Origin of the sequence: uncultured Citricoccus sp., from assembly GCF_937871995.1 — a bacterium.
GTDB lineage: Bacteria > Actinomycetota > Actinomycetes > Actinomycetales > Micrococcaceae > Citricoccus.
Map to the genome: position 1 here is coordinate 23,154 of NZ_CALMQR010000020.1, position 11,995 is coordinate 35,148.

Annotated in this window: 12 protein-coding genes; 8 read left to right on the plus strand and 4 right to left on the minus strand. The window is 66.0% G+C overall.

Going from position 1 to position 11,995, the window contains the following annotated elements; all coding sequences use genetic code 11:
• Window positions 1-7: 7 nt before the first annotated feature.
• Window positions 8-1,270: a Shedu immune nuclease family protein gene (locus tag Q0283_RS01970; RefSeq protein ID WP_298042373.1), complete on the minus strand. Its 1,263-nt coding sequence runs from the start codon at window positions 1,268-1,270 to the stop codon at window positions 8-10.
• A 170-nt stretch (window positions 1,271-1,440) separates the two neighbouring features.
• Between Q0283_RS01970 and Q0283_RS01975 the strand changes: the two genes are divergently transcribed.
• The 3 genes from Q0283_RS01975 to Q0283_RS01985 are packed head-to-tail and all read left to right on the plus strand — an operon-like array spanning window position 1,441 to window position 4,802.
• Window positions 1,441-1,761, plus strand: coding sequence for a DUF6112 family protein (locus tag Q0283_RS01975; RefSeq protein ID WP_036925045.1), 321 nt, complete (start codon window positions 1,441-1,443; stop codon window positions 1,759-1,761).
• A gap of 45 nt (window positions 1,762-1,806) precedes the next feature.
• Complete coding sequence (locus tag Q0283_RS01980; RefSeq protein WP_298042401.1) at window positions 1,807-3,318, plus strand: conjugal transfer protein TrbL; 1,512 nt, start codon at window positions 1,807-1,809, stop codon at window positions 3,316-3,318.
• On the plus strand, window positions 3,315-4,802 hold the full coding sequence (locus tag Q0283_RS01985; RefSeq protein WP_298042376.1) for an SCO6880 family protein: 1,488 nt from the start codon (window positions 3,315-3,317) through the stop codon (window positions 4,800-4,802). The genes Q0283_RS01980 and Q0283_RS01985 overlap by 4 nt, the downstream gene beginning before the upstream one ends.
• A gap of 18 nt (window positions 4,803-4,820) precedes the next feature.
• Here Q0283_RS01985 and Q0283_RS01990 read toward each other — a convergent pair whose 3' ends face one another.
• The 3 genes from Q0283_RS01990 to Q0283_RS02000 all read right to left on the minus strand — a co-directional run bounded on the left by Q0283_RS01990 (window position 4,821) and on the right by Q0283_RS02000 (window position 6,606).
• Window positions 4,821-5,177 (minus strand): DoxX family protein, encoded by a 357-nt coding sequence (locus Q0283_RS01990; protein ID WP_034375235.1) that lies wholly within the window; start codon window positions 5,175-5,177, stop codon window positions 4,821-4,823.
• Window positions 5,174-5,773, minus strand: a complete 600-nt coding sequence (locus tag Q0283_RS01995) for a TetR/AcrR family transcriptional regulator (protein ID WP_298042381.1) — start codon at window positions 5,771-5,773, stop codon at window positions 5,174-5,176. Before Q0283_RS01995 ends, Q0283_RS01990 begins: the two co-directional genes overlap by 4 nt.
• A gap of 77 nt (window positions 5,774-5,850) precedes the next feature.
• A complete protein-coding gene (locus tag Q0283_RS02000; RefSeq protein ID WP_201612682.1) occupies window positions 5,851-6,606 on the minus strand; it encodes a hypothetical protein in 756 nt (251 codons plus the stop codon).
• 115 nt (window positions 6,607-6,721) lie between these two features.
• Here Q0283_RS02000 and Q0283_RS02005 point away from each other — a divergent pair, with 115 nt between their 5' ends.
• The 5 genes from Q0283_RS02005 to Q0283_RS02025 all read left to right on the plus strand — a co-directional run bounded on the left by Q0283_RS02005 (window position 6,722) and on the right by Q0283_RS02025 (window position 11,845).
• Window positions 6,722-7,516: a hypothetical protein gene (locus tag Q0283_RS02005; protein WP_298042388.1), complete on the plus strand. Its 795-nt coding sequence runs from the start codon at window positions 6,722-6,724 to the stop codon at window positions 7,514-7,516.
• A complete protein-coding gene (locus Q0283_RS02010) occupies window positions 7,513-8,997 on the plus strand; it encodes an ATP-binding protein (RefSeq protein ID WP_298042391.1) in 1,485 nt (494 codons plus the stop codon). Before Q0283_RS02005 ends, Q0283_RS02010 begins: the two co-directional genes overlap by 4 nt.
• On the plus strand, window positions 8,997-9,533 hold the full coding sequence (locus Q0283_RS02015) for a hypothetical protein (RefSeq protein WP_201612685.1): 537 nt from the start codon (window positions 8,997-8,999) through the stop codon (window positions 9,531-9,533). The genes Q0283_RS02010 and Q0283_RS02015 overlap by 1 nt, the downstream gene beginning before the upstream one ends.
• A complete protein-coding gene (locus Q0283_RS02020) occupies window positions 9,530-11,311 on the plus strand; it encodes a TraM recognition domain-containing protein (protein ID WP_298042394.1) in 1,782 nt (593 codons plus the stop codon). Before Q0283_RS02015 ends, Q0283_RS02020 begins: the two co-directional genes overlap by 4 nt.
• Window positions 11,312-11,395: 84 nt before the next feature.
• Window positions 11,396-11,845, plus strand: coding sequence for a single-stranded DNA-binding protein (locus Q0283_RS02025; protein WP_201612687.1), 450 nt, complete (start codon window positions 11,396-11,398; stop codon window positions 11,843-11,845).
• Window positions 11,846-11,995: the final 150 nt, after the last annotated feature.

Sequence of the window (11,995 nt, forward strand, 5' to 3'; positions counted from 1 at the left end):
TTACGTCTCAGAACGGGCACTCGTCGTTGGACGACTGCTCGTTCAGAGAATCAGTTTCAGAGAAATCGACGATCCACTCGGCACGGGCGAGGAGCTCGTCGAACGTAACGATCTCCGGTGCCAGAATGTTGCGTCGATACAGCTCAAAGGATCGGAGTTTATCGAGGTAATGTCCGCCACCTGGACTAAGAAATTCCCCCAACGATCCAACAATTAGGAACGAGCGGGGCTGATAGAGATAGGTCCAGTCATTAGGAATCTCAGCACCGTCTTCATCCTTGGAAGCAAGGCGTGTGCCGATGTCTGTAGTGGCGGCATGAACTGTGGCGTGGACTTGGTTGACACCACCAGCAAGCTCCCGGGACGGCGCCCACGCGCCGGGACGGTAGGGACGATTCTCAAGCAGCTCCGTGTTCGCGGTCTTGATCTCTGCAAAGACCATTGACCGAATCACGCCACCAGTCCTGAGCAACGCATCCGCTCGTTTCCCGCTTGCGGTGATCGAGTATCCACTGACGACCTGCTCTAGCTTTTCGCTGCTCCATGACGTCAGCAGCTGGTGCGACAGTCCGACCCCGAGAATCCAAGGATGCTCCTCGAAGAGCTTCTGCCAGACTGCCTCTTCCCCCCTGACACCAAGCCTCTGTCGCTCAGATTCGAAGTAGTCAGAATCCTCGAGAAGCTGCCGAAATCGAGCGACCGCGGCTCGACGGCCCGCAACTGCAACGATGTCCGTGGCTGATGCATCCTGTTCTACGATCGCCCGCAACACATCTGGTTCAACGTCATAGGCGGCCAAGGCCGCGGGATCAGCAAGGAGCTTTCGGATCACATCGTCGTCGATCCGCGTAGTGAACTCGCCTTCGATTGGAAGGTATTCGAGGTTCTTGAACAACTGGCAAAGTGCCTGAGCGTCGCGACTACCCAGGTGGAACACATTACCGGCCTGCACTCCATTGGACTTGGTCATCTTGAACTGCTGGATCCAAAGATCCTTGATGTGATCGGCTTCCCGTGCGACCAAGAGTTTGATCTGACTACGTCCCGCAGGTGACGCCGCTATCGGCCAAACCGCCCCATCGAACACGACCTCACTTGGTTGATGGCCCTCATCGTCGAAGACCTTGTATACGAATCTTGCGGGTGCACCATCGTCTTCCGACCCCGAGCGCTTCAGATCGAAGCCTCGGGAGGCATACGTGTGATCGACCTTTCGACCCTGCATCCAAGTGGTCTCGTCAGGCTCAACCTCGAACCATTCCTGGGACATGCCGCCTCCTTGCTTGCTGACAAGTATCCCACTGAGGCCGCGCAGACTAGGGACGCCCGGCACACCTGACAGGCAGACCTCTCTTGGTTGCCTGCCCTCCCGGTCACGTCCTGGCAAGGCAGGTCCCCGTTCGTCCTTCTGTCTGTGAGGAGCTTGCTGTGTTTGATCTGATGAGCTGTGTTGTGCCGAATCTGTCGTCTCTGCCGGTGATGCTGCCGATGGAGGTGGACATCACGCCGAATGATGATGGGCTGCCGGGGATCGCGCAGCTGCGCAACATCGTGGGAGCGGTGATGACGATCGGGCTGATCCTGTCGGTGCTGGCGCTGATCATCTCCGCGATCGTGTGGGGCTTCGGCGCGAACTCCTCCAACCCGCACCTGGCCGGCCGCGGCAAGGTCGGCGTCCTGGTCTCCTGCGGGGCAGCGATCATCTGCGGTGCCGCGGTCACGCTGATCAACTTCTTCTGGAACGTCGGCCAGTCCGTCTAACCCCTACCCAACCGTTCCAACCCGCGTGTGTGAGGAGTGATTGCGGTGGGTGTGTGCGATCTGCCCGTCATCTCAGGTGTCTGCGAAACCGCTGGCGAAGCCGCCGCCTCATTGGTATCGGCCCCGTTCGACTGGCTCGCCCAAGCCATGGGCTCAGCGGCGGGCTGGTTGTTCGAGGCCGTGTGGAACGTCTTCGACGCCACCACCCTGGTCGACATCACCAGTGACGGATACCTGTCGGTCTACAACCTGCTGTTCGGCATCGCGGTGTTCGTGATGCTGCTGTTCTTCTGCCTCCAACTCATCACCGGCCTCATCAGACGTGACCCCACCGCCCTGACCCGGGCCGCCCTCGGCCTCGCCAAAAGCGTGTTGGGGTCGTTTGTGGTGATCACGCTGACCGGGCTGCTGTTGGAGGTGGTCGACCAGCTGTGTGTCGGGATCGTCCAAGCCGCCGGCGAGACCACCGAATCGATGGGCGAGAAGATCACGATCCTCGCCGGCGGACTCACGGCGATCAACATCGCCGCCCCCGGGGTGGGGGCGATCATCACGATCTTCCTCGCCGGTCTCGCGATCACCTCCGCGGCGATCGTGTGGCTGTCGCTGCTGGTGCGCAAGGCCCTGCTGCTAGTCGCGATCGTGTTCGCACCCCTGGCCCTGTCGGGCTCCTCGTGGGACGCCACGCGAGGGTGGATCAGCAAGTGGGCGATGTTCGTGGTCGCGCTGATCTGTTCCAAGCTCGTGCTGGTCGTGATGTTCCTGGTCGCGATCACCCAGGTCGCCGCCCCGATCGATGGGGACCTGTCCTCGATCAGTGACCCGCTGGCCGGAGTGGTGCTCATGGCGATGGCCGCGTTCGCCCCGTACCTGACGTACCGGTTCATCAGCTTCGTCGGCTTCGACATGTACCACGCGATCGGCGCCGAACAAGACGCCAAGAATTCCCTCAACCGACCCATCCCGCTCCCAGACCGCCAGCCGGGCAACCCCCAGCAGGTCCTCGACGGCAGTGGCGGTGATAGCAACGGTGGTGGCGGGAAGCAGCCGGCGAAACCGAGTACCCCGAACCCCTCAGCCTCCCAGGGCGGCACCGAAGCCGGAGCTGGCACTGGCGGAGCGGCTGGGTCTGGGACTTCCGGGTCGGGGGCGGCCTCGGGTGGGTCTGCTGCCGCTGCCGGTCCTGCTGCGGCAGCCGTGATCGGGGTGCAGGTGGCCAAGGATGCCGCCACCGCGGGACCGAAAGCCGGCGCCGAGCTCGGTCAGCAGGCCGAGACCGCGGCCAACGCCGCCGACCACACCCCAAGCCCCAACGGAGGCGGAGGCAATGGTGGGAATACTCCACCAGCACCTGCACCCGGTCGGACGCCGCCTCAGCCGGGCACACCGTCGGCCAGTGCGGAGCCCGCCCCGCCCAGCACCCCAAGCTCACAACCACCGGGGTCGTCCTCACATGGTGGGGGTGAGCAGGTGTCGCCGTCCGCGCCGGTGCCGAACCCGCCGCCCGCCGACAATCCGCCACCGCCGTCGAGTGCAGGGAAGGAGCCGCAGTCATGAGCCGCCGCACCAAGAACAACAACCACGACCCGGAGGTAACCGGTTCGGAGCTGGTGCCGGTGAAGTTCTCCCGGCTGACCCGTCGCGGCATCCTGCTGGGCCTGTCCGCGGCTCAGCTGGTCACCGTCGGGATCGCGATCGCCACCATCATCACCGCCCTCTACGCCGGGGGCGGGATGTGGCTGGCCTACACCGCCCCCGTCTGGGCCACCGCCGTCCTCCTCACCTGGGTCCCTGTCGCGGGACGCCCGGTCATCGAGTGGGTGCCCGTGGCCGGCTGGTGGATCTACCGCACCACCATCGGCCAACTCCTCTACCGGCGTCGCATCGTCACCCCACGCCCCGCCGGAACCCTGGCCTTGCCCGGCGACCAAGCCCGGCTGCGCGAATACGAGGACCCGACCACGGGGGCGGGCATGATCCACGACCCCCACCAGAACACGCTCACGGTGGTGTGCGAGATCACCCACCCCGCGTTCGTGCTCCTCGACCCCGCCGAACAAGAACGCCGCGTCACCGCTTGGGGCCGCGTCCTGGCCACCGTCTGTCGCTCCGGCAGGATCGCCACCCTGCAGATTCTGGAACGCACCCTGCCCGACTCCGGCACCGGACTTGCCGAATGGTGGACCACTCACGGCCAGCCCGATGACACGAGCTGGGCTGCCACCACCTACGCCGAACTCATCGACCGCGCCGGACCCGCCGGCGAACGCCACGCCACCACCCTCTCCCTGTCCCTCGACATGAGAAACGCGGCGAGGCAGATCCGCACCGCCGGCGGCGGTATCCGCGGCGCTGCCGCCGTCCTGCATCAAGAGATGAACACCCTCACCGCCGCGCTCCGCTCGGCCGACCTCACCCCGTCCGGTTGGCTTACCCCCGGACAGATTGCGGTGATCCTGCGCTCGGCCTACGACCCTGCGATCGCCGCCACTTTGGAACGTCACGGCGAGATCGGCCACGACCTCGCCACCGCCGGACCGGTCGCGGTCAACGAGACCTGGGGTCGGATCCGCACCGACTCCGCCCACCACGCTGTGCTGTGGATCAGCGAATGGCCCCGCTCCATGGTCTACCCCGGATTCCTCTCACCCATCCTGCTCTCCAGCGGGATCCAGCGGTCGTTCTCCCTGATCTGCACTCCCATGCGGTCCGACCAGGCCGCCCGCGACATCCGCAAGAAGAAGGTCGAGCACATCTCCGACCAAGCCCAACGCGCCAAGATCGGGCAGATCGAGGACGCTTCCCAGACGGCTGAGTACCACGATGTCCTCCAGCAAGAAGCCGACCTCACCGCCGGCCACGGCATTCTGCGCTACACCGGCCTGATCACCGTCACCGCCACCACGATCGAAGACCTCGACGCCCACGTCGCCGCCCTCGAACAAGCCGTCATCCAAGCCAACTGCGAAACCCGACTCCTCGCCGGGCAACAAGCCAAAGCCTTCACCGCCGCAGCCCTCCCTCTATGCCGGCAGGTGTGAAGGGTCGGCGAGTTCCGGCTAGAGGAAACTCAACGCCAGGGTGACGCAGGACAGTGCCAGCATCCCCAAGCAGTTGACCCAGAAGGCCGATCCGGTCGCTCTTGCTCGGATGTGGGCTGCGGCTGCGCACAGGAAGTAGGCGATGACCCCGCTGTTGGCTGCGAAGGCGAGTCCGGGGATCCAGATGCCTGCGATGAGCCCGGCTGCCGCAAGTGTCTTGACGACGAGCAGGGCCCACCACCACTCCTCGGGGAAGCGAACACTGTGGAGACAGTCGCGGATGAATCGCACCGGCCGGATCGACAGCGCCACATCTACAAGGAGGACGGTGGCCAGAAGCGCTGGTGGCACCCACCAGGAAGGAAGCAAGATCATGAGTCGCCTCCCTCATGGGGGCAGATCGCCGCGAAGACCTCGCGCAGCTGAGCCAGAAACTCCGATGCGGATCTCTCCGGGGTGGCCGACCAGATGAACAGGCTTCCGATGTACGCCGCGTGGAGCGCTTCAGCACGCCCGCGGGTCCCCATCGGCCCTGAGCATCCGCAGGCGGTCATGAGCTGTTCAAACACAGCGATCAACCGCCGCGCGAGGTCGGCGAAAACCACAGAGGAGTGCCGCCCGCCCACCAGGATCGAGGCATAGACCTGGGCAAGATCACGACGCTCTTCGAACAGCACCACGAATGGTTCCACCACGGCGACTGCGTCCGCGCCACAGCAGACGTTGCCATCGAGGACTTGCGTGTCAGCAAGCTGCTGGCGCTCCTCGATGAGGCCGTCGAAGAGTTCAACGAGTAGAGCTTCCTTGTCGCCAGCCGCCATGACGGTCCCGACACTCACCTCGGCTTCTCGGGCAATGTCGCGCACAGCCGTCGCGAGGAACCCGCGCTCCTCGAACAGCCGGGCCGCGGCCTGCAACACGGTGCGGCGCGTCGTCTGACGCGCCTCAGTCCTAGCAGTGACCACTTCCACCCCCTGAACATGTTCACTGAACGCGTTCAGTATACATGCGATGGCAGCACAGTCGAGGCGCGCCGGTGGTGCACTTCTCAGGGAGTTGGGATGGCACCGGTGGGGGCTTCTCGTTCTGCCCGTCTCTGGGCGATCCTTCGTTGGGTTTCATTGTGAGCATCGGACTCGGTGGAGAACAGCCACGCGCCGAGGCCGAGTGCTGGCCCGATGATCACGAAGACCAAGGCGAAGACTGCCATGGCGACAACAGCACTGCCACGGGCGATCAGCCACCAAAGGCCACGTCCAACAGGCGCAAGCAGGTCCTGCATCCATAGCTTCCGGGCAACCGCGTAGACGACGAGCAAGGCGACCGAACAGAATGCCATGATCGCCGCGAGAGCCAAGCTCGTGGAGCGCAGCCAGTCGATGCCCCACTGCAATGATCCGAGTTGCACAGCGATCACCAGGAGAATCCAGGTCGTGCTCGCTGCTCGTGCACCGAACAGTCCCGCAGCCTGAGAATCGACATAAGACTCGTTCCGTCGTGCGTTGAAGAACGGCATCACGAGCATGAGAAGCACGGCAACACCTGCCACCTGCACAAGGGCGTGACTCGACTGAGCATCCGGCTGAGCAAGGAACGGAGGGAGGTCGGATTCGAGCCAGGCCCCGACCCTCGGTACCCCGACCGCATTGAACAGGTCAGCGAGAACCTCACTGGGGCGCTGCTCGCGAACGTACGCGGCGACCGTCAAGATGCCAGCGACGCATCCGACATGTTGATAGAGCAGATCACTGTTGGTCTTCCAGTCCTTGATGAGCCCGGGTAGGGCTTTGACGGCTTCGATCACGTCTTCTCCTCTCTGAGCTGCCTTCAGTTTGGCGGCCACCTCTGACATTTCCCGCGTGCAGCCGAGCGCACCTCCCTCGTAGGCAATCCGCCGCTGCATAGAGAGGACTGTTGCGATGGCGACGTTTGTTGATCCGGTTGCTGATGCTGCTGAGGCCTATGAGGGATTGCGCGGGTTGGCACACGCCACTCGCTCCTTTGAGGATCCGGCTGACACGTACCGGGTCTTGGGCGAGGTATCAGGGTCGGTGCGGCTGTTACGGCAGGTCCTGGACCAGCTGTCGCGCGCTCATGCTGATCACCGCGACATCGCGTTCACCGATGACCGCGCGCCGGCGGAGGCGGTGGCGTTGGCGGCGGCGGATGAGTTGCATCAGGCCGCCGACGGGCTGGATGAGATCGCTGACCGGGTGATGCGCGCGCAGGAAGCCTCCGGTCGGATCGCCTGGCATACCCACACCAGCTCTGAGCCGGTGCGTTCGCGGCGGTGGGTGAATGTGGTGTTCCTCCAGGGCAGTGAGGCCGATGAGGTGCTGGACCTGATCGATGTAGAGGGGGTGCAGGCGGGGATTGCGCATCTGGCGCAGTGGGACTTCGGCGACGAAACCACCGCGGCGGCGTTCATGAACGGTGAGGTGTACGACGAGCTACCGGGCGGGCAGTGGGATCGCAGCTTCGAAGCCGACGGGTATGTGCTGACCTACAACCCACATATGGGGTATGTCGGGATGGTCCGCGAACACCCCGACACCGTCCCTGACCCCAGTTACGACGAGGACGTCGTGGCGGCACGGGACGCGTTCAGCGGGGTCACGTCCGAGTCTCCGCGTCGAGCAGCCGCGGGCACAGATTGGTTCACGCCCCCGACGGGCGGAGCAGCAGCATCGACTTCGGTGGGGCGGTCGCTGTGAGCAGCGAGAAGGAACGACTCCACGCTGCGGTGCTAGTGTCCCCGGCCGCGGAACAGCGCAAGGCCCGCAAGGCTCGTCGCCAGGCTGCCGCCCGTTTGCAGGCTGAGCAGGCCAGGGCCGAGCGGGAGGCGGCGAAGGCGAAAGCGCTGGCGGAACGGGAGGAGCGGAAGGCGACGACGTTTCTACCGGCGGCCGGTGAAGCTGGGCCGGCGGCGTTGCGGTCGCCGGGCAGGTTGCGGTTGCCGCGGCATCAGGACACCTCGGCCACGTTGGCCGGGGCGTATCCGTTCATGGCCGAAGGCGGTCTGGGGTCGGAGGGGGTGTTCGTCGGACAGGACCTGTATTCGGGTGGCAGTTTCGTCTACGACCCGTGGGTCCTCTACGCCCGCGGGATCATCACCGCCCCGAACCTGGTGCTGGCGGGGATCGTCGGATCGGGCAAATCGTCGTTGGCGAAGTCGCTGTATACACGGTCGCTGCCGTTCGGGCGCCGCGTCTACGTCCCCGGCGATCCCAAGGGCGAACACACCGCGGTGGCCGAAGCGGTGGGTGGGAAGGCGATCGTGCTCGGCCACGGCCTCCACACCCGCCTGAATCCCCTGGATGAGGGCCACCGCCCCGGCGGGCTCACCGACCAGGAGTGGGCGAGCACCGTCGCCTCCCGACGCCGTGACCTGATCGGCGCGCTGGCGGAGACGGTGCTGGCGCGGGGGCTGACCCCGTTGGAACACACCGCGATCGACCTCGCCCTGACCGCGACGGTGGCGGAGAACGAGGTGCCGATCCTGCCGATGGTCGTCGACCACATCCTCGCCCCCAGCCACGACCCCGACGGGCGCCTGGCTGAAGACGGGCGCCTGGTCGGCCACGCGCTGCGGCGTCTGGTCGCCGGTGACCTCGCCGGCCTGTTCGACGGCCCCTCCACCGTCGCGTTCGACCCGGATCTGCCGATGATCAGCCTCGACCTGTCCCGGGTGACCGAGAACTCCACCCTCATCAGCGTGCTGATGACCTGCAGCTCGGCATGGATGGAATCCGCGCTGCTGGACCCCAACGGTGGGCAGCGGTGGGTGATCTACGACGAGGCCTGGCGACTGATGTCCCATCCAGCGTTGTTGAAACGGATGGATGCGCATTGGCGTCTGGCCCGCCATTACGGGATCGCGAACATGCTGATCTTCCACAAACTCTCCGACCTCGACAACGTCGGCGACGAAGGCTCCGCCATGCGCTCGCTGGCCAACAGTCTGTTGGCGAATGCAGAGACGCGGATCGTCTACCGCCAGGAATCCGACCAGCTCGGCCCCACCGCCACCGCCCTCGGACTGACCGGCACCGAACAAGCCCTGCTGCCCAACCTTGGAGTGGGTCAGGGGCTGTGGCGGATCAAGAACCGCTCCTTCGTCATCCAACACCAACTCCACCCCGGCGAGCTGGAGCTGTTCGACACCAGCAGCCGCCTCACCGCAGGAGTCAAGTAATGCCCAAGCTTCCCACCCTGAGACACCGCCGCAACGAAGGTCACGAGGGTGTGCCGGTGGTGTTGCGGCACGTGGTCATCACCGTCGACATCACCGGCACCCTGACCGTGACCGTCGACCAGCAACCGCATCTTCCGCCGGCCGGTGAAGTGTGGGGTCGGGGTGACTTCGCGGCCATCCTCGATGACCTCACCGAGCAGCGCCGTATTCCCGTGCGAGTGGATGTCTATGAGTCCGACGGCAGCCACTTCACCGACATCATCCACGCCCACCGACCACGCCGAAGCCCCGAACCCGAGCCAGACACCCCAGCCCCAGCCGATGAAGAAGCTGCCGCGCACACTCCAGCACTCCCGACCGATGATTCGGGCCGGTTGGTGGGGTTCTTGCCCGGTGAGACGGTGCTCCTCGCCCAGATCGTCGAGGAAGTGGCGGCGGATGAGAACGGCACCATCACCCCACCCGACACAACCGTGATGCCGGTGGTGGTGGTTGGGCGGACCTCCGGGACCCTGATCGTGCAGGAGGCGCAATGAGTGCCTCGCAGCGGCAGAGTGGATCGATGGGTGAGGAACTGACCAACGCCGCCCTCATTGGCCTCATCGCCGTGTTCCTCCTCACCCTCGTCCTCCGCGCAACCGGGTCGATCGCGGCGTTCCTCACCGGAGCACCCCAGCCCACAGCGAGCTGGGCCGCCGGTGCCGGGGTGCTGTTCAACCCCGGCAACCCCGCCGAAGCCCTCGCCGCCCCAGGCCTAAACTCGGCCGCCTACTGGGTCACGACTGTCGTGGTTCTGACCGGCCTGGTCGCACTCACTGGCTGGGGATGGGTCGCCTGGCGGCGCCGCTCCCACGCCGCTGACACCGACCCGCACCGCCTGGCGGGGATCGCGACGCGGCACGAGGTCGCCCAGGTCGCCTCGGAGAAGGCGCTGCTGAAACGGGCGTCCACGTTGCGGCCGTCGCTGAAGGACCCGGCACCGGGTGAGGTGGGGTATCGGCTCGGGACGTCGAAGGGGCAGGGAGTGTGGGCGAGCGTGGAGGACTCGATCCTGCTGATCGGCCCGCCCCGCTCCGGCAAGGGACTGCACATCGTCATCCCCGCCATCCTCGACGCCCCCGGCCCCGTCGTCACCACCAGCACGCGGCCGGACAACCTCACCGCCACTCTCCGCGCCCGGCAACGTCGCGGCCCGGTGGCGGTGTTCGATCCCCAGCACCTGGCCGAAGGGCTCCCGGCGGGGATGCGCTGGTCACCCGTCCGCGGCTGTGAGGACCCGCTGACGGCGATGATCCGCGCCACCGGGCTGGCGTCTGCCACCGGGTTGTCTGCTGGTGGGGTGGAGTCGGGTGGGTTCTGGGAGGGCAAGACCCGCACCGCCCTCCAATCCCTCCTCCACGCCGCGGCGTTGGACTCTCGAAAGCCGGCGGATTTGTTCCGGTGGACCCTCGACCCCGCCGCCGCAGCCGAAGCCGTCGCGATCCTCACCAACCACCCCAATGCAGCAGCCGGATGGGCCGACTCGCTGGGGGCGATGATCGACGCCGACCCCAAAACCCGCGACTCCATCTGGCAAGGCGTCGCCCTCGCCCTCGGCGCCCTCGCCGACCCCCGCGTCCTCGACGCGGTCACACCCCGCGACAACGAGACCCCCTTCGACCCCGAAAGCTTCCTGCGCGAGTCCGGGACCCTCTACCTGCTCGCCACAGGTGCTGGTGCCGGAGCGTCGGCCGCTCTGGTGGCAGCGTTCATCGAAGACCTCATTGAAACCGCCCGGCGTCTCGCCGCCCGCTCACCCGGCGCGCGGCTCGACCCACCCCTGCTGCTCGCGCTGGATGAGATCGGGAACCTCGCGCCCCTGCCGTCCCTGCCGACGTTGATGGCCGAAGGTGGCGGCACCGGGATCACCACCCTGCCCGTCCTCCAGTCGCTCGCACAGGCGCGCGACAAGTGGTCCGACCACCAAGCCGGAGCGATCTGGGATGCCGCCATCGTCAAACTCATCCTCGGTGGCGCCTCCAACAGTCGCGACCTTCAAGACCTCACCGCCCTCATCGGCGAACGCGACGAATACACCGACTCCGTCACCCTCGGCGATCACGGCACCAGGTCGAACCAGCGCTCCGTGCGGCGGGTGCCGATCCTGCCACCGGACCGCATCCGCACCCTCCCGTTCGGCACCGGCGTCACCCTGCTGCGCTCCGCGCCGCCGATCATCACCGACCTGACCGCCTGGCCCACCCGCCCCGATGCCGAGACGCTCAAGCGGGATCGTGCCCGGCTCGAACGGCTCCTGCAGAACCCCAGTGCATGACCGGGGTTGCGGGGTGCACCTGACCGGTACCAGCAACCCACACCACCAGCGGGCTGCAGTCCACGAGTTGAGAGGTACCGCGTCATGGCCATCCGCACCCAGGAATCCCTGTCCGGGTTCATCGCATCCGACCCGCAACTGACCTACACCGAACGCGGCGATGCCCGCTTCTACGCCCGCTACGGCCAAGAGAACTTCCAGCGCGAAGAAGACGGCACCTTCACCAAACTGGAGCCCTCCTTCGGCAACCTCGTGCTCTACCGCGCCACCGCCGAACGCGCCTTCGAACGCTTCACCAAAGGCGACCAGTTCGTCGCCGAAGGCTACGCCCACGACTACACCTACGAACGCGACGGCCAGCCCATCGCGGGCGAAGAATTCGTCGCCAAGAAGATCGGCCACGACACCGCCCGCACCCGCTACGACGTCGACCGCACACCCCGCCAAGCACTCGAACGCCAGGCGGCTGGGCAGGCCTTCGAACCACCCCAGCACCACCAGGCCACGCCCACCGCCGACAGCCTCAGCATGTGACCCGGGCGGACCGATCATGAGCACTCACAGCCCTGAGCCCGACGACCAGTACGACGACCCCGGCATCCTCGACGACCACCCCCACACCCCCGACACCAGCGCGCTGCCCGAACCACCGCACCCGATCAACTGGAACCTGCTGACCGCCAA

What these genes read in the sequence shown, in the direction of transcription:
- Q0283_RS02020 (WP_298042394.1), top strand. Translation starts at nt 9,530, where the DNA reads ATGAGTGCCTCGCAGCGGCAGAGTGGATCGATGGGTGAGGAACTGACC.
- Q0283_RS01970 (WP_298042373.1), bottom strand. Translation starts at nt 1,270, where the DNA reads ATGTCCCAGGAATGGTTCGAGGTTGAGCCTGACGAGACCACTTGGATG.
- Q0283_RS02025 (WP_201612687.1), top strand. Translation starts at nt 11,396, where the DNA reads ATGGCCATCCGCACCCAGGAATCCCTGTCCGGGTTCATCGCATCCGAC.
- Q0283_RS02005 (WP_298042388.1), top strand. Translation starts at nt 6,722, where the DNA reads ATGGCGACGTTTGTTGATCCGGTTGCTGATGCTGCTGAGGCCTATGAG.
- Q0283_RS01985 (WP_298042376.1), top strand. Translation starts at nt 3,315, where the DNA reads ATGAGCCGCCGCACCAAGAACAACAACCACGACCCGGAGGTAACCGGT.
- Q0283_RS01975 (WP_036925045.1), top strand. Translation starts at nt 1,441, where the DNA reads ATGAGCTGTGTTGTGCCGAATCTGTCGTCTCTGCCGGTGATGCTGCCG.
- Q0283_RS02015 (WP_201612685.1), top strand. Translation starts at nt 8,997, where the DNA reads ATGCCCAAGCTTCCCACCCTGAGACACCGCCGCAACGAAGGTCACGAG.
- Q0283_RS01990 (WP_034375235.1), bottom strand. Translation starts at nt 5,177, where the DNA reads ATGATCTTGCTTCCTTCCTGGTGGGTGCCACCAGCGCTTCTGGCCACC.